Source organism: Shigella sp. FJ200513 (assembly GCF_040495915.1).
Taxonomy (GTDB): Bacteria; Pseudomonadota; Gammaproteobacteria; order Enterobacterales; family Enterobacteriaceae; genus ECMA0423.
This window is the reverse complement of record NZ_JBDYCV010000054.1, coordinates 1-22,145: the sequence shown is the minus strand read 5'-3', so window position 1 is coordinate 22,145 and position 22,145 is coordinate 1. Positions and strand designations below refer to the sequence as shown.

Annotated in this window: 16 protein-coding genes and 2 pseudogenes; 11 read left to right on the top strand and 7 right to left on the bottom strand. The window is 51.4% G+C overall.

The window, feature by feature from the left end:
• Nucleotides 1–65: 65 nt before the first annotated feature.
• Both ABZJ92_RS12915 and qorB read right to left on the bottom strand, forming a co-directional pair.
• Nucleotides 66–1,031 carry a DMT family transporter gene (locus ABZJ92_RS12915; RefSeq protein WP_001296686.1) on the bottom strand — a complete coding sequence of 322 codons (966 nt, stop codon included), beginning with the start codon at nucleotides 1,029–1,031 and terminating at the stop codon, nucleotides 66–68.
• 108 nt (nucleotides 1,032–1,139) lie between these two features.
• On the bottom strand, nucleotides 1,140–2,000 hold the full coding sequence (qorB, locus tag ABZJ92_RS12910; RefSeq protein WP_000560548.1) for an NAD(P)H:quinone oxidoreductase: 861 nt from the start codon (nucleotides 1,998–2,000) through the stop codon (nucleotides 1,140–1,142).
• A gap of 88 nt (nucleotides 2,001–2,088) precedes the next feature.
• On the opposite strand from qorB, the gene ABZJ92_RS12905 reads away from it, so the two are divergent.
• Nucleotides 2,089–2,469 (top strand): winged helix-turn-helix transcriptional regulator, encoded by a 381-nt coding sequence (locus ABZJ92_RS12905; RefSeq protein ID WP_000084622.1) that lies wholly within the window; start codon nucleotides 2,089–2,091, stop codon nucleotides 2,467–2,469.
• A 125-nt stretch (nucleotides 2,470–2,594) separates the two neighbouring features.
• Here ABZJ92_RS12905 and cpdB read toward each other — a convergent pair whose 3' ends face one another.
• Complete coding sequence (gene cpdB, locus ABZJ92_RS12900) at nucleotides 2,595–4,538, bottom strand: 2',3'-cyclic-nucleotide 2'-phosphodiesterase (protein ID WP_000589451.1); 1,944 nt, start codon at nucleotides 4,536–4,538, stop codon at nucleotides 2,595–2,597.
• A gap of 189 nt (nucleotides 4,539–4,727) precedes the next feature.
• Here cpdB and cysQ point away from each other — a divergent pair, with 189 nt between their 5' ends.
• Together cysQ and ABZJ92_RS12890 are read left to right on the top strand one after the other, a co-directional pair.
• Nucleotides 4,728–5,468: a 3'(2'),5'-bisphosphate nucleotidase CysQ gene (cysQ, locus tag ABZJ92_RS12895; RefSeq protein ID WP_000886892.1), complete on the top strand. Its 741-nt coding sequence runs from the start codon at nucleotides 4,728–4,730 to the stop codon at nucleotides 5,466–5,468.
• Nucleotides 5,469–5,679: 211 nt separating this feature from the next.
• Nucleotides 5,680–6,618: a hypothetical protein gene (locus tag ABZJ92_RS12890; protein WP_000937635.1), complete on the top strand. Its 939-nt coding sequence runs from the start codon at nucleotides 5,680–5,682 to the stop codon at nucleotides 6,616–6,618.
• A gap of 62 nt (nucleotides 6,619–6,680) precedes the next feature.
• Here ABZJ92_RS12890 and ABZJ92_RS12885 read toward each other — a convergent pair whose 3' ends face one another.
• Entirely contained in the window at nucleotides 6,681–7,235 is a 555-nt protein-coding gene (locus ABZJ92_RS12885; protein WP_000175268.1) for a YtfJ family protein, read from the bottom strand.
• A 324-nt stretch (nucleotides 7,236–7,559) separates the two neighbouring features.
• Between ABZJ92_RS12885 and ABZJ92_RS12880 the strand changes: the two genes are divergently transcribed.
• The gene (locus tag ABZJ92_RS12880; RefSeq protein ID WP_005053984.1) at nucleotides 7,560–7,766 is read left to right on the top strand and encodes a DUF1107 domain-containing protein; all 207 of its coding nucleotides are present in this window, start codon (nucleotides 7,560–7,562) and stop codon (nucleotides 7,764–7,766) included.
• A 61-nt stretch (nucleotides 7,767–7,827) separates the two neighbouring features.
• Here the strand turns inward: ABZJ92_RS12880 and paeA are convergent, their stop codons facing one another.
• Nucleotides 7,828–9,171, bottom strand: coding sequence for a polyamine export protein PaeA (gene paeA / locus ABZJ92_RS12875; RefSeq protein WP_000935042.1), 1,344 nt, complete (start codon nucleotides 9,169–9,171; stop codon nucleotides 7,828–7,830).
• 322 nt (nucleotides 9,172–9,493) lie between these two features.
• Nucleotides 9,494–10,132: a peptide-methionine (S)-S-oxide reductase MsrA gene (gene msrA / locus ABZJ92_RS12870; RefSeq protein ID WP_001295196.1), complete on the bottom strand. Its 639-nt coding sequence runs from the start codon at nucleotides 10,130–10,132 to the stop codon at nucleotides 9,494–9,496.
• 205 nt (nucleotides 10,133–10,337) lie between these two features.
• Between msrA and tamA the strand changes: the two genes are divergently transcribed.
• Genes tamA through ABZJ92_RS12855 form a run of 3 tightly spaced genes read left to right on the top strand, consistent with a single transcriptional unit; the run spans nucleotide 10,338 to nucleotide 16,191 of the window.
• On the top strand, nucleotides 10,338–12,071 hold the full coding sequence (gene tamA, locus ABZJ92_RS12865) for an autotransporter assembly complex protein TamA (protein ID WP_001269323.1): 1,734 nt from the start codon (nucleotides 10,338–10,340) through the stop codon (nucleotides 12,069–12,071).
• On the top strand, nucleotides 12,068–15,847 hold the full coding sequence (gene tamB, locus ABZJ92_RS12860) for an autotransporter assembly complex protein TamB (protein ID WP_000060858.1): 3,780 nt from the start codon (nucleotides 12,068–12,070) through the stop codon (nucleotides 15,845–15,847). Before tamA ends, tamB begins: the two co-directional genes overlap by 4 nt.
• Before the next feature lie 2 nt (nucleotides 15,848–15,849).
• Nucleotides 15,850–16,191 (top strand): gamma-glutamylcyclotransferase family protein, encoded by a 342-nt coding sequence (locus tag ABZJ92_RS12855; RefSeq protein WP_001219160.1) that lies wholly within the window; start codon nucleotides 15,850–15,852, stop codon nucleotides 16,189–16,191.
• A 379-nt stretch (nucleotides 16,192–16,570) separates the two neighbouring features.
• Here the strand turns inward: ABZJ92_RS12855 and ppa are convergent, their stop codons facing one another.
• Nucleotides 16,571–17,101 carry an inorganic diphosphatase gene (ppa, locus tag ABZJ92_RS12850; RefSeq protein ID WP_000055068.1) on the bottom strand — a complete coding sequence of 177 codons (531 nt, stop codon included), beginning with the start codon at nucleotides 17,099–17,101 and terminating at the stop codon, nucleotides 16,571–16,573.
• Nucleotides 17,102–17,410: 309 nt separating this feature from the next.
• On the opposite strand from ppa, the pseudogene ytfQ reads away from it, so the two are divergent.
• From ytfQ to yjfF, 4 genes and pseudogenes are all read left to right on the top strand, one after another.
• A pseudogene (ytfQ, locus tag ABZJ92_RS12845) lies at nucleotides 17,411–18,367 on the top strand (galactofuranose ABC transporter substrate-binding protein YtfQ).
• Nucleotides 18,368–18,506: 139 nt separating this feature from the next.
• A complete protein-coding gene (ytfR, locus tag ABZJ92_RS12840) occupies nucleotides 18,507–20,009 on the top strand; it encodes a galactofuranose ABC transporter, ATP-binding protein YtfR (protein WP_000205829.1) in 1,503 nt (500 codons plus the stop codon).
• Nucleotides 20,010–20,022: 13 nt separating this feature from the next.
• Nucleotides 20,023–21,045, top strand: a complete 1,023-nt coding sequence (ytfT, locus tag ABZJ92_RS12835; RefSeq protein ID WP_005054006.1) for a galactofuranose ABC transporter, ATP-binding protein YtfT — start codon at nucleotides 20,023–20,025, stop codon at nucleotides 21,043–21,045.
• A pseudogene (yjfF, locus tag ABZJ92_RS12830) lies at nucleotides 21,032–22,027 on the top strand (galactofuranose ABC transporter, permease protein YjfF). Before ytfT ends, yjfF begins: the two are co-directional and overlap by 14 nt.
• The last annotated feature ends 118 nt before the right edge of the window (nucleotides 22,028–22,145 follow it).

Here is a 22,145-nt window from a genome sequence, read left to right as displayed (position 1 = left end):
ACACCTTTAAGGCAAAAGCTATAACCCTTACGTAGCAGAGGCTTATTTAACTCACTGCCAGCATGTCAACTTTCTGAGACAGATTCAGTTAAAGGTTTTTCTGGTTTTGCTCTGACCGCGATGACCACGCCAATCACTAACAGCGCGATACCGCTCAGCGTCATTAGCGGCGGCATTTGCTGGCGGAGTAAAAAGGTGTACAGCAAACCTGCCAGCGTTTCGAAAACAATCAGCGGCCCGAGAATCACTGTCGGTAATCGCTGGCTGGCGACGTTCCAGCAGAGTGCGCCAACCCATGAGCAAAGCACGGCTATCGCAACCATCAGACTAATAAACACCAGCGGACGGGGGCCAAAAGGTAAGGAGAAGTCCGGCGTTTGTATATTCAGCCAGTAACAGGCGACGAGATAGCCGATGAGAGAAACCGGCAGCGTGACCAGCGCCTGCGCCGTCGCCCACATCATCGGATGTTTGTCGGGATTTTCCCGCAGCCAGCGGGCGTTGCGCAGGGCATACCATGCCCAGCAGACCACGGAAACTAACGCTAGCACGATGCCAGAGGTATAACGTGCCCAGTCAAAATCGGGGAGTCCGTGGTTTAACTCAGCAATATTCACACTCGCCAGGCCGATGCCAATACAAATCAGTGCCGGGGCGAGTTTTCCCCACGCGAGTTTGCCGTCGCGCTGGCTATAAAGCAGATTGGCAAAGACAGGAATCACCACCGGCAGGGTGCCGATAATCATCGTGGAAACAGGCGCGCCAGTACGTTGAATGGCACTGGCAAGGCAGAAGTAATAAATGAGGTTGCCCATCATAGTGAGCATCAAGGCGGTAAGCCAGTCCCGACGCGCCAACTGACGCAGACGCACGCGTCCCAGCCAGGCAATGGGTAGCGCAATTAACCCTAACGCCAGATAACGCCCCATCGACTGCAACATCGCCGGGTATTCCGGCACGATCAACGGCCCGACAAAAATAAGCCCCCACATCAACCCTGCTAACAGGGCGTACAGCACGCCGCTAATCATTACTGGCATCCATTGGTCTGTCAGAAGAAACGTTCAGGAAGCAGACATGATTGCTCCCGGCATCCCGTCATTATCAGAGAGGATGCGGGAGGATGCCACTTTAATTAACTAGTTATTAACATTAAAAAGATGGCTTACGCTTTCGGCTAACGTTGTCGTTGGGCAGCCAATCAATTTGCTAAGCGTTTTGCTGTTATCAAACAGACCACCTTTCGATGCGCCAACGTCAGAATCCGCCAGCATATCCGCCAGTCCGTCGGGCAGTCCGACGCTTTTCAGTGCCGCGGCGAAATCGGCTTCGCTCAGATTTTGATAGGTAACCTGTTTGCCGCTCTGTTTGGTCAGCTCTGCCGCTAACTGTGTCAACGTCCAGGCACTATCGCCCGCCAGTTCGTAAACCTTGCCTTCGTGACCGGCTTCGCTAATCACGCGTGCCGCAGCTGTCGCATAATCTGCCCGCGTTGCTGAGGCGATTTTGCCATCGCCAGCCGCACCGATAAATACGCCGTGTTCCAGTGCTGCCGGGGCGCTGGCGAGGTAGTTTTCGCTGTACCAGCCGTTGCGCAGCAGGGTGTAAACGATGCCAGAATCAGCCAGCATTTTCTCCGTCTCGATGTGCTCATCGGCGAGGCCGAGCGGGGAGGTATCTGCATGTAGCAGGCTGGTATAAGCGATAAATTTCACGCCAGCCGCCTTTGCGGCATTAATAACATTACGATGCTGCGGGGCACGTTGACCCACTTCGCTGGAAGAGATCAGCAGTAGTTTTTCCACTCCCTGAAGTGCAGATGTCAGTGCGGCTTCATCGCTGTAGTCAGCCTGACGCACGGTAATGCCTTGTGCTGCCAGGGCCTGGGCTTTTGCCGGATTACGAACGATAGCCACTATTTGGCTGGCAGGAACCGTTTTCATCAAGGATTCAATAATATAGTGACCAAGTTGGCCAGTGGCACCAGTAATAGCGATCATGGGAAGTCTCCATCGTTTTGTCTTGTGTTTAAATACGCTAACACCTAAACTTACTTTTAGTAAGTACGTGCAAAAAGGTAAGTATGAAATGAGTCAGGTTAGCCTGTCACAACAACTGAAAGAGGGTAATCTCTTTGCGGAACAGTGCCCGTCGCGCGAGGTGTTGAAACACGTCACCAGCCGTTGGGGGGTGTTGATTCTGGTGGCGCTACGCGAAGGTACTCATCGCTTTAGCGACCTGCGGCGCAAAATCGGTGGGGTGAGTGAAAAGATGCTTGCGCAGTCGTTACAGGCGTTAGAACAGGATGGTTTTCTTAACCGTATCGCGTATCCGGTGGTGCCGCCGCATGTGGAATATAGCCTCACGCCGCTGGGCGAGCAGGTGAGCGAAAAGGTTGCTGCACTGGCGGACTGGATTGAGTTGAATTTGCCCGAGGTGTTGGCGGTGCGGGATGAACGTGCGGCATAACTGCCGGATGCGCTGCGCTTATCCGGTCTACGGTTCATGGCTTGTAGGGTGGATAAGATACGGCAGCATCGCATCCGCCAATAAATGCCGGATGCGGTTGATTTATAGGCCGAAAAAGAAGTGTTTTACTTACTCAAATCCACCTGATAAATCGCAAACCCGATATCATCGGTCGCGACTTTATTCATCGGATACTGCCCTTTCTCTTTAATAAACGCTGCGGCTTTATCTGACGGGGAAGTTTCGAAACGGATATCCAGTTTCTTATCGGCAGCTATCGGTGCTAAACGCCAGTTGTTATCTGCCGCCGGATGAATTTCCCCCGCACGTTTCGACTCATCAGCAATCCACGCTGCCAGCACCGAGCGGTTCTCATCCGGTGAAGCAAAAGCGATATGGCTGTCGCCCGTACCGGCAAATTTGCCGCCGTAAGCGCGATAGTTATTGGTGGCAACCAGGAACATAGCGTTCGGATCAATCGGCTTGCCATTAAAGGTCAGGTTCTTAATCCGCTCTGCATTGGCATTAATCATCTGGCACTCGCCGTCATAGCGGGCGGGTTGGGTAACATCAATCTGATAATTCACACCATCAATAACATCAAAGTTATAAGTGCGGAAACCATCCCAGTTGATGAGTGACTGTGGTTTCGTGCTGTTAGGAGCAATCTGGTTAAACTGTCCGGCGGAGCACTCCAGCCACTCTTTCACCTCTTTACCGCTGGCTTTCACTACAATCAGCGTATTGGGGTAGAGATAAAGATCGGCGGCATTACGGAAGGTCAACTGGCCTTTTTCCACCTCCACATAGCTTGCCGGGTCATTTTTGCGACCACCAACTTTAAACGGTGCGGCAGCTGAAAGCACCGGCAGTTTTGCCAGATCCGGATCGCCCTGAATGTAATGTTCGACATACGCTTTTTGCGCGTTGTTCACGACTTGCACGGTCGGATCGTCCTGCACCAGCGCCAGATAGCTATACATATTGTCGGCAGATTTACCGATTGGCTTGCTGACGAACTGGCGTGTGGCATCGTGATCGGCTTTGAGTGTTTCTACCAGCTTGCTGTCTTCCGCCGCGAGGGATTTTTTATTGGCGATGTCGTAAATCGGCCGTGCTTCCGCTTTCGCCTGCGTCACCTGCCATTTACCGCTGTCATTACTGAGTTGTAAGTCGACCACCCCAAGATGATCGCCCCACATGCCCGGCATTACCGCCGGAACACCATTCAGCGTGCCTTTGGTGATATCAGCCCCTTCGATATCAGCAAAATCTTTACCCGGGAAAACGGCGTGAGCATGGCCAAACATAATGGCGTTAACGCCCGGAATTTCACTGAGGTAATAAACTGAGTTTTCCGCCATTACTTTATACGGATCGGCAGACAGCCCGGAATGCGCCAGAACGACAATGACATCGGCACCTTTCTCGCGCATTTCAGGCACGTATTTGCGCACGGTTTCGGTAATATCATTCACCGTCACTTTTCCGGATAAATTAGCTTTATCCCAGCCCATGATTTGCGGCGGCACGACGCCAATATAGCCAATCTTCAGCGTCTGTTTTTTTCCGTCTTTATCGACCACTTCGGTATCTTTAATTAAATACGGTGTAAACATTGGCTGTTTGGTTCTGGCGTCAATGACGTTGGCATTTACATAAGGGAATTTCGCTCCCGCCAGCGCATTTTTCAGGTAATCCAGACCGTAGTTAAATTCATGATTGCCGAGTGTACCGACCGTATAATCCAGCGTATTCAGCGCCTTATAAACCGGATGAACATCACCTGCTTTTAATCCTTTCGCCGACATGTAATCGGCCAGCGGACTCCCCTGAATCAAATCGCCGTTATCGACCAGTACGCTGTTTTTCACTTCATTGCGGGCATCGTTAATCAGGCTTGCCGTACGTACCAGTCCGAATTTTTCCGTGGCGGTGTCTTTGTAATAATCGAAATCCATCATGTTGCTATGCAGATCAGTGGTTTCCATGATACGCAGATCGACCGTCGCTGCATTCACACTGGCGGCAATCAGCGTGGCCAGGAGCGTTGCGCTAAACTTAATCATCAGGGACATCCTTTTATCATCGGGAATACGAAAGAAAAGGGAGAATAAACGCCTTACTTATAGAACAGTGAAGAATGCCACAATTTTACGCTTTGAAAATGATGACACTATCACAGTTGGCGCATTCATTAACGATAGGGTATAAGTAAAACAATAAGTTAACACCGCTCACAGAGACGAGGTGGAGAAATGTTAGATCAAGTATGCCAGCTTGCACGGAATGCAGGCGATGCCATTATGCAGGTCTACGACGGGACGAAACCGATGGACGTCGTCAGCAAAGCGGACAATTCTCCGGTAACGGCAGCGGATATTGCCGCTCACACCGTTATCATGGACGGTTTACGTACGCTGGCACCGGATATTCCGGTCCTTTCTGAAGAAGATCCTCCCGGTTGGGAAGTCCGTCAGCACTGGCAGCGTTACTGGCTGGTAGACCCGCTGGATGGTACTAAAGAGTTTATTAAACGTAATGGCGAATTCACCGTTAACATTGCGCTCATTGACCATGGCAAACCGATTTTAGGTGTGGTGTATGCGCCGGTAATGAACGTAATGTACAGCGCGGCAGAAGGCAAGGCCTGGAAAGAAGAGTGCGGTGTGCGCAAGCTGATTCAGGTCCGCGATGCGCGCCCGCCGCTGGTGGTTATCAGCCGTTCCCATGCAGATGCGGAGCTGAAAGAGTATCTGCAACAGCTTGGCGAACATCAGACCACGTCCATCGGCTCTTCGCTGAAATTCTGCCTGGTGGCGGAAGGACAGGCGCAGCTGTACCCGCGCTTCGGACCAACGAATATTTGGGACACCGCCGCCGGACATGCTGTGGCTGCAGCTGCCGGAGCGCACGTTCACGACTGGCAGGGTAAACCGCTGGATTACACTCCGCGCGAGTCGTTCCTGAATCCGGGGTTCAGAGTGTCCATTTACTAAATTCAGATGGCAGAAACAGTGTATTTCCTGATTCTGCCATCCTGATTTATCCCAACCTAAAAAGTTATAAATAAAAAGAGATTGTATTTAAAGTGCAAAAATTCAATTGCTAGTAAGTTACATTTTAATAATGAGCGTTTTTTGATAGTTTACTTCTATAATGAGATATTTAATGGCGACATAAAATAACCAAATAAAATAAGGTAGCCATATGTTACCCAGGATCAGACACAATAATTTTATTGGTGCGGTGGAGTTATTTGTAAAGTCATCGCATACAAAAACACATTCAAACGATTTTTTTAATAATATTCAGCATGCATTTAAGAAAAAAGATTGGGTTTCGAATTATGATAGTCTGTTAACTTTGCGGGAGTCCTTTCGTTGCGCAACACAGATTGATAAAAATAGTTATCAAGTGCTTTCATCAAAAAATGAAACTGTTAATGCCATGGATAATTTTCTTATCAGTTTCAGCCTTAAAGATAACGGTGCTGAATATACAATAACATTGCGAGGCAGTGGGTTTGAATACGAAGAAATTCCCATAACAATAAATGAGTATAACTCATTCATGGATTTCAAAAACCGCGAGTTTCCGTTAGAACAAAACAGAAGATTGTATGCCTGTGATATTTTGCAGAAAAAACAGTCTGACATACCAAAAAGGATTAAAGGTTATATTCGCCAGGCGTTTGGTGACGTATCTTTCGGTTATGCCTTATTGGAGGATGTAGTAAGCAAATTAAAACGGGGTAAATTTGAACTCCAAATACCAGGCGGTGGAATTAAAGAATGCGATGGATGGTATATTTACGAAAAAATAATTGATGATAATTTTGCCATAGTCATAGAATCTTTGGGCTTTGCGCTTAAAATCTATGGAGGGGATGAACGTTTTCGTAATGGTTCCTCTGTTGTTTTGGAGGATGAAGATTACTCTCTTATTTATAATTTTCTGGTTAATGCAGGTTGCCAACAAGTCGAATTAGCCGAACAAGTGGATGCGATAGTAAGTGCGAATCTGGCCGCAGATAGTAATATTACCAAAGAAAAGATTTGCGAGAAATATAAATCGACCATTGAGGCGTTTAAAAAAGAGCAACTAGCGTTACCAGTATTAGTTCGGTGTAAGAACTCAGAGACTTAATTCCCCTATCCCATAGATAACGATAGGGGAAAATTATTTTTCCAGAATTTATGTTATTGCCATTATTTGAGCAACTTTTGCAGCAGGTCCATCACTTGCTGCACCTCTTCCGGTGTGAGCGCCCCGTCTTTGGCCCATTGCACGCGACCGTCTTTATCCAGCACCACTACAGCGGAACTTTCTTCATCCAGCTGCCAGGCACCGCGCGCGACGCCATTGCTATCGACAATAAACTGCGACCAGGGATAAAGCTTTTTATTACTCTCCAGACTGCTGCGCACAAACATGCCGGAACCCGGAATCGCGTCGTCGGTGTTAACAATGGTGGTGGTCTGGTAACGATCGTGCGGTAACTTCGCTGATTTAATCGCTTCAATCAGCGTCGCGTTTTTCTCTTTTGCAGAGGTGCGACCAGCAATATGTTGCAGTACTCGCACTTTTCCCACTAACTGCGCGCTGTTCCAGGTTTTGTAGCTAAACTGATCTTTATCAAGCACCAACTCGCCCCGATCGGTAATGCCAATCGGCGGCACTCGCTGACCGATTTCGAACTGATGTGCGGAAGCCATCATCGGCAACAGCAGGCAGGTGAGTGCCAGAATCTTGCGTAGGGTCATGGTGTTTCCTTCTTATGATATGCAGGTGATCCGACCACTTGGGTCTGAGTTTTAATCATATGTGCTATTTATCGAATTTCCCGCAAGTGTGATGCCAGTTTGCGGTCAAGCGCACAAATCATATGAAAAATGAATGCTTATACTGAAGACCGCGCTTCGGTAAAAAGATAATTCTGAATAATTGTAACCTTTAGGTAAAAAAAGTTATACGCGGTGGAAACATTGCCCGGATAGTCTATAGTCACTAAGCATTAAAATTTGCGCCTCATAATAGTTGGGCCGATTGTGGCACCGCACAGGCGTAATACTCAGCAGGAGATAACAATGAAAATTTTCCAACGGTACAACCCACTTCAGGTGGCGAAGTACGTAAAGATCCTGTTCCGTGGACGGTTATACATCAAGGACATTGGCGCTTTTGAATTTGATAAGGGTAAGATTCTTATCCCAAAAGTGAAGGATAAGCTGCATTTGTCAGTGATGTCCGAAGTTAACCGTCAGGTTATGCGTCTGCAAACAGAGATGGCTTAACCAAAGTGCTATGCAGTAATAAGACGGCTCCTGATTCAGGAGCCGTTGATGTTTCTGGGGGTTACGCGACGCTTTCTTCTTTATCTTTAGCGTCAGGCAGTTTTGGCGAAAGGGCGGTGGCCTTGCTGTCGATCCGGGTCACCAGCAGCTGGTCGATGCGGTAGTTATCGATATCCACCACTTCAAATTTGTAGCCGGCGAATTTCACCGAATCGGTGCGTTTCGGGATCTTACGCAGCATAAACATCATAAAGCCGCCGATGGTTTCGTAGTTGCCCGACTGCGGGAACTCGTCAATATCCAGCACGCGCATGACGTCGTCAATTGGGGTGCCGCCGTCAATCAGCCATGAGTTCTCATCACGGGCGACAATCTGCTCTTCCAGCCCCTGACCGACCAGATCGCCCATCAGCGTGGTCATCACGTCGTTGAGGGTGATGATCCCCACCACCAGCGCGTACTCGTTCATGATCACCGCGAAGTCTTCACCTGCGGTTTTAAAACTTTCCAACGCCTCTGAAAGGGTTAACGTATCCGGCACAATCAGCGTGTTGCGAATTTGTACGCCGCTGTTCAGTGCCAGGCTTTGGTTAGCCAGCACGCGGTTCAGCAGGTCTTTAGAATCGACATAACCGATGATGTGGTCAATATCTTCATTACAGACGAGGAACTTAGAGTGCGGATGTTCCGCCACCTTATTCTTCAGGCTTTGCTCATCTTCGTGGAGATCAAACCAAATCACGTTTTCACGCGGTGTCATTGAAGACGGAACGGTACGGGATTCCAGCTCAAAGACGTTTTCAATCAGCTCGTGTTCCTGTTTACGTAACACGCCCGCCAGCGCACCGGCTTCCACTACCGCGTAGATGTCATCAGAAGTGATGTCATCTTTACGTACCATTGGCAGTTTGAAAATACGGAAGATCATGTTCGCCAGGCCGTTGAAGAACCACACCAGCGGGGTGCAAACGTACAGGCAGAAGCGCATCGGGTTGATGATACGCAAAGCCACCGCTTCTGGCGCAATCATACCGATGCGTTTCGGGGTTAAATCCGCAAACAGGATAAACATGCCAGTCACTAACGAGAAAGAGAGAATAAAGCTCAGTTGCTCAGAGAGCTCTGCCGACATATAGCGGGAGAACAGGCTGTGAAAAGCTGGAGAAAATGCCGCATCACCGACGATACCGCCGAGAATCGCCACTGCGTTCAGACCGATTTGGACCACGGTAAAGAACATGCCGGGATTTTCCTGCATATTCAGAACGCGTTGGGCATTTATATTGCCTTCATCAGCCAGCAGTTTAAGTTTGATTTTGCGTGAGGCGGCAAGCGAGATCTCGGACATCGAGAAGAACGCACTTACAGCGATCAAGCAGAGTATGACTAAAATACTGTTTAACATATCTTATCCGACCTTTCAGGCCAGACCCTCGGAAGGGAAAGTTGATTAATTTGTGTGAAATACACATTGAAAGCCGATTCGAAGAAAGTGAACCGGCATTTTCAGTGGCTAGTATAGCGTAAGGTACTGTAAAGTCGCCAGAGGGTTAAAATTCAGACTGCTGATAAATGCAATACTGCCTGATGCGCTATGCCGATCAGGCCTACGCAGTCCTTGCAATATATTGAATTTGGGCGATTTTGTAGGCCTGGTAAGTCGTTTAAGCCGCATCAGGCATAGACAAAGAGCACTTTATCAACAAACTACATTTGTACCCGTAACGCTATGCTTCCGGCGGCAGACAGACGCCAATTCCGCCAATTCCACAATAACCATATGGGTTTTTATGCAGATATTGCTGGTGGTCATCTTCGGCATAATAAAACGGTGTGGCGTTAGCGATTTCCGTGGTGATGTGACGATCGTCATCGGCGGCAAGCATCGCCGCCTGAAAACGTTCCAGACTGGCGCGAGCTGCGGCATCCTGTTCTGGGGTCAGCGGATAAATCGCTGAACGATACTGCGTGCCGTGGTCATTGCCCTGACGCATTCCCTGGGCGGGATCGTGATTCTCCCAAAATACCTGTAGCAACTGCTCATAGCTGATGACGGAAGGATCGTAAACAATGCGTACCGCTTCGGCATGACCCGTATCACCGGAGCACACTTCCCGATAAGTCGGATTTGGCGTATAGCCGCCGGTATAGCCTGCGGCGGTGCTGTAAACGCCGGGTAACTGCCAGAACAGACGCTCCACACCCCAGAAACAACCCATCGCAAAAATGGCAATCTCCATTCCGTCAGGTACATTGGTCATTGAGTGACCGTTGACCGCATGCAGCGTGGCTACGGGCATCGGGGTGTTACGTCCAGGCAGGGCATCGGCGGGGGAAACCAGATGCTTTTTATCAAATAAACTCATGGTGTCGCTCTCCCGAAAATCGGTCATTGGGGTTAAGGTTGTAACAAGAGGCGTATTTGCACACAATAACCACCGTGAATAGGTCTAAAGTAAAACATAAGAAATATTTGGGGTTTAGTCTGCTTTTTAATCCATATTACTGGATTTTTGTTAAGCCGTTTAACGGCGTTCCAGGGGCAGGAAAAAAGGATATTCAGGAGAAAATGTGCGCTATATCCGACAGTTATGCTGTGTAAGCTTACTCTGCTTAAGCGGATCTGCCGTCGCCGCGAACGTCCGTCTACAGGTCGAGGGGTTATCGGGACAGCTGGAAAAGAACGTTCGTGCGCAGCTTTCTACGATTGAAAGTGATGAAGTGACGCCAGACCGTCGCTTTCGCGCACGCGTCGATGATGCCATCCGTGAAGGTCTGAAAGCGCTGGGTTATTACCAGCCGACCATTGAATTTGATCTCCGTCCACCGCCAAAGAAAGGGCGGCAGGTATTGATCGCCAAAGTCACGCCAGGTGTGCCGGTGTTAATTGGCGGCACCGATGTGGTATTGCGCGGCGGCGCGCGGACCGATAAAGACTATTTGAAATTGCTCGATACTCGCCCGGCTATTGGTACGGTACTGAACCAGGGCGATTATGAAAATTTCAAAAAGTCCTTAACCAGTATTGCGTTGCGTAAAGGTTATTTCGATAGCGAATTTACCAAAGCGCAGCTGGGCATTGCGCTCGGCCTGCATAAAGCCTTCTGGGATATTGATTATAACAGTGGCGAACGTTACCGCTTTGGGCATGTGACCTTTGAAGGATCACAAATCCGCGATGAATACCTGCAAAATCTGGTGCCGTTTAAAGAGGGCGATGAGTATGAATCGAAAGATCTGGCGGAACTGAACCGCCGACTTTCTGCTACCGGCTGGTTTAACTCGGTGGTGGTGGCTCCACAATTTGATAAAGCGCGCGAAACGAAAGTATTACCATTGACGGGCGTGGTTTCGCCGCGAACAGAAAACACCATCGAAACCGGGGTCGGTTACTCTACGGACGTGGGACCGCGCGTGAAAGCGACGTGGAAAAAGCCGTGGATGAACTCATACGGTCACAGTTTGACCACCAGTACCAGTATTTCCGCGCCGGAACAGACCCTCGACTTCAGCTATAAAATGCCGCTGCTGAAGAATCCACTGGAACAATATTATTTGGTGCAGGGCGGTTTTAAGCGCACTGACCTGAACGATACCGAATCTGACTCCACTACGCTGGTGGCTTCTCGCTACTGGGATCTCTCCAGCGGCTGGCAGCGTGCCATTAACCTGCGCTGGAGCCTCGACCACTTTACCCAGGGTGAAATTACCAACACCACGATGCTGTTTTATCCTGGGGTGATGATTAGCCGCACGCGTTCTCGTGGTGGCCTGATGCCAACCTGGGGAGACTCGCAACGCTACTCTATCGACTACTCCAACACGGCCTGGGGTTCAGATGTCGATTTCTCCGTTTTCCAGGCGCAGCACGTCTGGATCCGCACACTGTACGATCGCCATCGCTTTGTGACACGCGGCACGCTGGGCTGGATTGAAACCGGTGATTTCGACAAAGTACCGCCGGATCTGCGTTTCTTCGTCGGGGGCGATCGCAGTATTCGCGGCTACAAATACAAATCTATCGCCCCGAAATACGCCAACGGTGACCTGAAAGGGGCCTCGAAGTTGATAACCGGATCGCTGGAATACCAGTACAACGTGACCGGAAAATGGTGGGGCGCGGTGTTTGTCGATAGTGGCGAAGCGGTAAGCGATATTCGCCGCAGCGACTTTAAAACCGGTACCGGGGTCGGCGTACGCTGGGAATCGCCGGTCGGGCCAATCAAACTCGATTTTGCCGTACCGGTCGCGGATAAAGACGAACACGGGTTACAGTTTTACATCGGTCTGGGGCCAGAATTATGAGTTTATGGAAAAAAATCAGCCTCGGCGTGGTTATCGTTATCTTACTGTTGCTGGGATCGGTGGCGTTTCTGGTGGGCACCACCAGCGGCCTGCATCTTGTATTTAAAGCGGCGGATCGCTGGGTGCCAGGACTGGATATTGGCAAGGTCACCGGCGGCTGGCGCGATCTCACCTTGTCTGACGTTCGTTATGAGCAGCTAGGCGTGGCGGTAAAAGCGGGTAATCTGCATCTGGGGGTCGGTCTTGAGTGCCTGTGGAACAGTAGCGTTTGTATTAATGACCTGGCGCTGAAAGACATTCAGGTCAACATCGACAGTAAAAAAATGCCTCCTTCTGAACAGGTTGAAGAAGAGGAAGATAGCGGTCCGCTGGATCTCTCCACGCCGTATCCCATCACCCTGACACGGGTGGCGCTGGACAACGTCAACATCAAGATTGATGACACCACGGTGTCGGTGATGGACTTCACCTCCGGCCTGAACTGGCAGGAGAAAACCCTGACCCTGAAACCGACGTCGCTGAAAGGCCTGCTGATTGCTCTGCCGAAAGTGGTGGAAGTGGCGCAGGAAGAAGTGGTCGAACCGAAAATTGAAAATCCGCAGCCGGAGGAAAAGCCGCTCGGCGAAACGCTGAAAGATCTCTTTTCTCGCCCGGTATTGCCGGAAATGACCGACGTGCATTTGCCGCTTAACCTGAACATTGAAGAGTTTAAGGGCGAGCAGCTGCGCGTGACGGGCGACACGGACATCACCGTGCGCACCATGCTGCTGAAAGTGAGCAGCATTGACGGCAATACTAAACTGGACGCCCTGGATATCGATTCCAACCAGGGGATCGTCAACGCCAGCGGCACGGCGCAGCTGTCAGACAACTGGCCGGTGGATATCACCCTCAACAGCACACTGAACGTGGAGCCGTTGAAAGGTGAAAAGGTGAAGCTGAAAGTGGGCGGCGCGCTGCGCGAACAGCTGGAGATAGGCGTTAACCTTTCCGGTCCGGTGGATATGGATTTACGCGCCCAGACGCGACTGGCGGAAGCCGGATTGCCACTCAACGTGGAAGTGAACAGCAAACAGCTTTACTGGCCGTTCACTGGTGAGAAGCAGTATCAGGCGGATGATCTGAAACTGAAACTTACCGGCAAAATGACCGATTACACGCTCTCTATGCGTACGGCAGTGAAGGGACAGGAGATCCCGCCAGCCACCATTACCCTTGATGCCAAAGGTAATGAACAGCAGGTCAATCTCGACAAACTCACCGTCGCGGCGCTGGAAGGGAAAACTGAACTCAAGGCGTTGCTCGACTGGCAGCAGGCCATTAGTTGGCGCGGTGAGCTAACGCTTAATGGCATTAACACCGCCAAAGAGTTCCCGGAGTGGCCGTCGAAACTCAATGGCTTGATTAAAACCCGCGGTAGCCTGTACGGCGGCACCTGGCAGATGGAGGTGCCAGAACTGAAGCTGACCGGTAACGTCAAACAGAACAAAGTGAACGTTGACGGCACGCTGAAAGGCAACAGTTATATGCAGTGGATGATCCCTGGGCTTCATCTGGAACTCGGGCCAAACAGTGCCGAAGTGAAAGGCGAGCTGGGGGTAAAAGATCTCAATCTTGATGCCACCATCAACGCGCCGGGGCTGGATAACGCGCTGCCGGGGCTTGGCGGTACAGCGAAAGGGCTGGTGAAAGTACGCGGCACGGTGGAAGCGCCACAACTACTGGCAGATATCACCGCGCGCGGCCTGCGCTGGCAGGAACTTTCCGTGGCGCAGGTTCGCGTGGAAGGCGACATTAAATCCACCGATCAGATCGCCGGGAAACTCGACGTACGCGTTGAGCAAATTTCGCAGCCGGATGTAAATATCAACCTCGTCACCCTGAATGCCAAAGGCAGCGAAAAGCAGCACGAGCTACAGTTGCGGATTCAGGGCGAGCCTGTCTCCGGGCAGCTTAATCTGGCAGGAAGTTTTGATCGCAAAGAAGAACGCTGGAAGGGAACTCTTAGCAATACCCGCTTCCAGACGCCGGTCGGCCCGTGGTCGCTGACCCGCGATATTGCGCTGGATTACCGCAATAAGGAGCAAAAAATCAGCATCGGGCCACACTGCTGGCTTAACCCGAATGCGGAACTGTGCGTGCCGCAAACTATCGATGCGGGGGCCGAAGGGCGTGCGGTGGTGAATCTCAACCGCTTCGACCTCGCCATGCTGAAACCGTTTATGCCAGAAACCACTCAGGCCAGCGGTATCTTCACGGGTAAAGCGGATGTTGCCTGGGACACCACGAAAGAGGGGCTGCCGCAGGGCAGTATCACCCTTTCGGGGCGTAACGTGCAGGTAACGCAAACCGTCAACGATGCGGCGCTGCCGGTGGCGTTTCAGACACTGAATCTGACGGCGGAATTGCGTAACAACCGTGCCGAATTGGGCTGGACCATCCGCCTGACCAATAACGGCCAGTTTGATGGACAGGTGCAGGTGACCGATCCGCAAGGCCGCCGTAATCTTGGTGGCAACGTCAATATCCGTAACTTCAACCTTGCGATGATAAACCCCATCTTTACCCGTGGGGAAAAAGCAGCGGGGATGGTGAGTGCCAACTTGCGTCTGGGTGGTGATGTGCAAAGCCCGCAGTTGTTTGGTCAGCTTCAGGTTACGGGTGTGGATATCGACGGCAACTTTATGCCGTTTGATATGCAGCCGAGCCAGCTTGCGGTCAACTTTAACGGTATGCGCTCGACGCTTGCCGGTACAGTACGGACCCAGCAGGGTGAAATCTACCTGAACGGTGATGCCGACTGGAGCCAAATTGAAAACTGGCGGGCACGAGTAACGGCGAAAGGCAGTAAAGTGCGGATCACCGTGCCGCCGATGGTACGAATGGATGTATCGCCAGATGTTGTATTCGAGGCTACACCAAACCTGTTTACCCTCGATGGTCGCGTGGATGTCCCGTGGGCGCGCATCGTGGTGCACGATCTGCCGGAAAGCGCAGTAGGCGTCTCCAGCGATGTGGTGATGCTTAACGATAACCTGCAACCGGAAGAGCCGAAAACGGCGTCGATTCCGATTAACAGTAACCTGATTGTCCACGTTGGCAACAATGTGCGCATTGACGCCTTTGGCCTGAAAGCGCGGCTGACGGGCGATCTTAACGTCGTACAGGACAAACAAGGGCTGGGCCTGAACGGGCAGATCAACATCCCTGAAGGGCGCTTCCATGCCTATGGTCAGGATCTGATTGTGCGTAAGGGTGAGTTACTGTTCTCTGGTCCGCCGGATCAACCGTATCTTAATATTGAAGCTATTCGTAACCCGGATGCTACAGAAGACGATGTAATCGCCGGAGTTCGCGTCACTGGTCTGGCGGACGAACCGAAAGCGGAGATCTTCTCTGACCCGGCGATGTCGCAACAAGCTGCATTGTCTTATTTGCTACGTGGACAAGGGCTGGAGAGCGATCAGAGCGACAGTGCGGCAATGACCTCGATGCTGATTGGTCTGGGGGTTGCGCAAAGTGGCCAGATTGTGGGTAAAATCGGCGAGACGTTTGGCGTAAGCAATTTAGCGCTCGACACCCTGGGAGTAGGCGACTCCTCCCAGGTAGTGGTCAGCGGCTATGTATTGCCAGGTCTGCAAGTGAAATACGGCGTGGGTATATTTGACTCTATAGCAACACTCACGTTACGTTATCGCCTGATGCCTAAGCTATATCTGGAAGCCGTGTCTGGTGTAGACCAGGCACTGGATTTGCTCTATCAGTTCGAGTTTTAGCAATGCGAATATTTGTCTACGGCAGTTTACGCCACAAACAAGGCAACAGTCACTGGATGACCAATGCCCAGTTACTGGGCGATTTCAGTATCGATAACTACCAGTTGTATAGCCTGGGCCACTATCCAGGCGCAGTTCCGGGGAACGGAACGGTACACGGTGAAGTTTATCGTATTGACAACGCCACGCTGGCCGAACTTGATGCCTTGCGCACCAGGGGCGGTGAATACGCGCGCCAGTTGATTCAGACGCCGTATGGGAGTGCATGGATGTACGTTTATCAACGACCCGTCGATGGATTAAAGCTAATTGAAAGCGGCGACTGGTTAGACAGGGATAAGTAATAATAAAAGCACGCCTCCTTCGGGTGGCGTTGTTTTATGCGATGTATCTCGCGATTTTTTTTTGTAACTTTTCCATCTTTTGCTTTTCTCTCCGAGCCGCTTTCCATATCTGCAATCGCATAAAAAACTCTGCTGGCGTTCACAAATGTGCAGGGGTAAAACGGGGGCACGCTTTGAACGGTGAGTATGAGTGAGGTCGGCTAACTTCCAGCAAGTGGCTATGAACAGCAAAATGGTGGTCGGGTTTGCTTGTTCTTACCGTTCAAGCCTTGCAACCGCTGAGAATAATGATGGTGGAATAGAGAGTTTATTTATCGCGGGCATAAAAAAACCCTTACTAACCGAAGCCCGGCGTTCAGGGTTATTGCGCTAGAAGAACTTATTTATTCTTTGCGCGCTCGAAGGAAGCAACGATTTCAGCTTTAGCGGCTTCTGCGTTTTCCCAACCTTCAACTTTCACCCACTTGCCTTTTTCGAGGTCTTTGTAGTGCTCGAAGAAGTGAGCGATTTGCGCTTTCAGCAGTTCAGGCAGATCGTTTACGTCTTTAATGTGATCGTATTCTTTGCTCAGCTTGCTGTGCGGAACCGCAACCAGTTTCGCATCTTCACCGGCTTCGTCGGTCATTTTCAGAACGGCAACCGGACGGCAACGGATCACAGAACCAGGCTGCAGCGGGTACGGAGTCGGGACCAGTACGTCAACCGGGTCACCGTCCAGAGACAGGGTGTGGTTGATGTAACCGTAGTTGCACGGATAGAACATCGCGGTGGACATGAAGCGGTCAACGAACAGTGCGCCGCTCTCTTTGTCGATTTCGTATTTGATCGGATCTGCGTTAGCCGGGATCTCAATAACAACGTAGATGTCTTCCGGCAGATCTTTACCCGCAGGGACGTTGAGTAAGCTCATGTCTGTTTCCTTTAAAAATATGTGGCAAACAAGTGCCAAGTATTATAGCCAACTCGCGCCGAATGTCTTTGCTTGTTTTCGTCTTCATTTTCCTTTTTCGCCAGTTTTAAGACGGTATACAGAGCAGGAAAATCCATAACCGTAGCCGCATTTTTCATAGTGAGATGAAAGCGATTACAAACTTGTGATTAACGTTTTATTTACTTTTTTGAAGTGTGATGTAACGCAATCCGTTACATAACGAATTGTCTATAGTTTTTTCGCGAACATCTTTTCACCAATAATAATTACCCCGACGAGGACAACCCTATGTGGAAACGCTTACTTGTAGTCTCTGCAGTCTCGGCAGCCATGTCGTCTATGGCGTTGGCCGCTCCATTAACCGTAGGATTTTCGCAGGTCGGATCGGAATCCGGCTGGCGCGCCGCAGAAACCAATGTGGCGAAAAGTGAGGCCGAAAAACGCGGAATTACGTTGAAAATTGCCGATGGTCAGCAAAAGCAGGAAAACCAGATTAAAGCGGTACGTTCCTTCGTTGCATAAGGGGTGGATGCGATCTTTATCGCTCCAGTGGTTGCGACGGGTTGGGAACCGGTATTAAAAGAGGCGAAAGATGCCGAAATCCCGGTCTTCTTGCTCGACCGTTCCATCGATGTGAAAGACAAATCTCTCTATATGACCACCGTTACTGCCGACAACATCCTCGAAGGTAAGTTGATCGGTGACTGGCTGGTAAAAGAAGTGAATGGCAAACCATGCAACGTGGTGGAGCTGCAGGGCACCGTTGGGGCCAGCGTCGCCATTGACCGTAAGAAAGGCTTTGCCGAAGCCATTAAGAATGCGCCAAATATCAAAATTATCCGCTCGCAGTCAGGTGACTTCACCCGCAGTAAAGGCAAAGAAGTCATGGAGAGCTTTATCAAAGCGGAAAACAACGGCAAAAACATCTGCATGGTTTACGCCCATAACGACGACATGGTGATTGGTGCAATTCAGGCAATTAAAGAAGCGGGCCTGAAACCGGGCAAAGATATCCTCACGGGTTCCATTGACGGTGTACCGGACATCTACAAAGCGATGATGGATGGCGAAGCGAACGCCAGTGTTGAACTGACGCCGAACATGGCGGGACCCGCTTTCGATGCGCTGGAGAAATACAAAAAAGACGGCACCATGCCTGAAAAGCTGACGTTAACCAAATCCACCCTTTACCTGCCTGATACCGCAAAAGAAGAGTTAGAGAAGAAGAAAAATATGGGGTATTGAGGGTTGCTATGCCTGATGCCGATTCGTAGGCCGGATAAGGCGCTCGCGCCGCATCCGGCGATGGTGCACTGAAGCCTGATGCGACGCTTACCGCGTCTTATCATGCCTACTGGGAGCACGCTTTACACCGGGGGAAACCATGACGACCGACCAACACCAGGAGATCCTCCGCACCGAAGGATTAAGTAAATTTTTCCCCGGCGTCAAAGCGTTAGACAACGTTGATTTCAGCCTGCGCCGTGGCGAAATCATGGCGCTGCTTGGTGAAAACGGGGCGGGAAAATCAACGCTAATCAAAGCATTAACTGGTGTATACCACGCCGATCGCGGCACCATCTGGCTGGAAGGCCAGACTATCTCACCGAAAAATACCGCCCATGCACAACAACTCGGTATCGGCACCGTCTATCAGGAAGTCAACCTGCTACCCAATATGTCGGTTGCTGATAATCTATTCATAGGTCGCGAACCCAAACGTTTCGGCCTTCTACGCCGTAAAGAGATGGAAAAGCGCGCCACCGAACTGATGGCATCTTACGGTTTCTCCCTCGACGTGCGCGAACCGCTTAACCGTTTTTCGGTGGCGATGCAGCAAATCGTCGCCATTTGCCGGGCTATCGATCTCTCCGCCAAAGTGCTGATCCTCGATGAACCCACCGCCAGCCTCGACACCCAGGAAATGGAGCTATTATTTGGCCTGATGCGTCAGTTGCGCGATCGCGGCGTCAGCCTGATCTTTGTCACTCACTTTCTCGATCAGGTCTATCAGGTCAGCGATCGGATCACCGTCTTACGCAACGGCAGTTTCGTAGGCTGTCGGGAAACGCGCGAGCTACCGCAGATCGAACTGGTAAAAATGATGCTGGGGCGCGAGCTGGATACCCACGCGCTACAGCGTGCCGGGCGAACATTGTTGAGCGACAAACCCGTTGCCGCGTTCAAAAATTACGGCAAAAAAGGAACGATAGCACCGTTTGATCTCGAAGTGCGCCCCGGCGAGATCGTCGGTCTGGCTGGCTTGCTGGGATCCGGACGTACCGAAACCGCCGAAGTGATCTTCGGTATCAAACCTGCTGACAGCGGCACGGCGTTGATCAAAGGCAAACCGCAAACCCTGCGATCGCCACATCAGGCTTCAGTACTGGGCATCGGATTCTGCCCGGAAGACAGGAAAACCGATGGCATCATCGCCGCCGCCTCGGTGCGGGAAAATATCATCCTCGCTCTCCAGGCCCAGCGCGGCTGGCTACGACCCATTTCCCGCAAAGAGCAGCAAGAGATTGCCGAACGCTTTATCCGCCAGCTTGGCATTCGCACACCTTCAACTGAACAACCGATTGAATTTCTCTCCGGTGGCAATCAGCAAAAAGTGCTGCTTTCACGTTGGCTACTGACCCGACCGCAATTTCTGATCCTTGATGAGCTAACCCGTGGCATTGATGTTGGTGCCCACGCCGAGATCATCCGCCTGATTGAAACGCTGTGTGCTGACGGTCTGGCGCTGCTGGTGATCTCCTCCGAACTGGAAGAGCTGGTGGGCTATGCCGACCGGGTGATCATCATGCGCGATCGCAAACAGGTGGCGGAGATCCCGCTGGCACAGCTTTCCGTTCCGGCGATCATGAACGCCATTGCGGCGTAAGGAGAACAGTGTGATGCCTCAATCTCTCCCTGACACTACGCCGCCAAAAAGGCGTTTTCACTGGCCGACGGGGATGCCGCAGCTGGCGGCACTGTTGCTGGTGCTGCTGGTCGATAGCCTGGTAGCCCCGCATTTCTGGCAGGTGGTGCTTCAGGATGGGCGTTTGTTCGGTAGCCCTATCGACATTCTTAACCGTGCAGCTCCCGTTGCGTTACTGGCGATTGGTATTACGCTGGTGATCGCCACCGGTGGTATCGATCTCTCTGTGGGGGCGGTGATGGCTATCGCCGGAGCCACAACGGCTGCGATGACGGTCGCGGGATTCAGCCTGCCGATTGTTTTGTTAAGCGCCCTGGGCACCGGCATCCTGGCGGGATTGTGGAACGGCATACTGGTAGCGATCCTCAAAATTCAGCCGTTTGTCGCCACCCTGATCCTGATGGTCGCCGGGCGCGGCGTGGCGCAACTGATCACCGCCGGGCAGATCGTCACGTTTAACTCGCCGGATCTCTCATGGTTTGGCAGCGGATCGCTGTTGTTCCTGCCAACGCCGGTCATTATCGCGGTGCTGACGCTTCTCCTGTTCTGGCTGTTGACCCGCAAAACGGCGCTGGGGATGTTTATCGAAGTCGTTGGTATCAACATTCGGGCGGCAAAAAATGCCGGGGTAAACACGCGAATCATCGTCATGCTCACCTACGTGTTGAGCGGGCTATGTGCGGCGATTGCGGGCATTATCGTGGCGGCGGATATTCGCGGTGCCGATGCCAACAACGCCGGATTATGGCTGGAGCTGGACGCCATTCTCGCGGTGGTGATTGGCGGCGGATCGCTGATGGGCGGGCGCTTTAACCTGCTGCTCTCGGTAGTGGGGGCGCTGATTATTCAGGGGATGAACACCGGAATTTTGCTTTCGGGCTTTCCGCCGGAGATGAACCAGGTGGTGAAAGCGGTGGTGGTGCTTTGTGTGCTGATTGTTCAGTCGCAACGCTTTATCAGTCTGATTAAAGGAGTACGTAGCCATGATAAAACGTAACTTGCCGCTGATGATCACCATCGGCGTCTTTGTGCTGGGCTATCTCTACTGCCTGACCCAGTTTCCCGGTTTTGCTTCCACAAGGGTGATCTGCAATATCCTGACCGATAACGCCTTTCTTGGGATAATCGCCGTTGGCATGACCTTTGTGATCCTCTCTGGCGGTATCGATCTCTCCGTCGGTTCGGTGATCGCCTTTACTGGCGTGTTTCTGGCAAAAGTGGTTGGCGATTTCGGCCTCTCGCCGCTGCTGGCGTTTCCGCTAGTGCTGGTGATGGGCTGTGCCTTCGGCGCATTTATGGGGCTTCTGATCGACGCCCTGAAGATCCCGGCATTTATCATTACGCTTGCGGGGATGTTCTTTTTGCGCGGCGTCAGCTATCTCGTTTCGGAAGAGTCGATTCCGATAAACCATCCCATTTATGACACGCTCTCAAGCCTTGCGTGGAAAATCCCCGGCGGCGGTCGCCTTAGTGCGATGGGGCTGTTGATGCTGGCGGTGGTGGTTATCGGTATTTTCCTTGCGCATTGTACCCGTTTTGGCAATCAGGTGTACGCTATTGGCGGCAACGCGACGTCGGCGAACCTGATGGGGATTTCTACTCGCAGCACCACTATTCGCATTTATATGCTCTCCACCGGACTGGCAACACTGGCGGGGATTGTCTTCTCGATTTATACCCAAGCCGGATATGCACTGGCGGGCGTAGGTGTGGAACTGGACGCCATCGCGTCGGTGGTGATTGGCGGTACGTTGTTAAGTGGTGGCGTCGGGACGGTGCTTGGGACGCTTTTTGGCGTGGCAATTCAGGGACTGATCCAGACTTACATCAACTTTGACGGCACGCTGAGTTCCTAGTGGACGAAAATCGCCATCGGTATTTTGTTGTTTATTTTTATAGCATTACAGCGTGGGTTAACGGTGCTGTGGGAGAATCGTCAGAGTTCGCCAGTGACAAGAGTCAACATTGCGCAGCGATAAAAATGCCTCTCCGTGTGGAGTAATGCCGATCAGTTAAGGAGCAGTTGACCGATCCAGTGGCTGTGTAAGAATCCGGAAACGCTCACTTGTTTCCGGATTTTTTTATGCACATTGGACA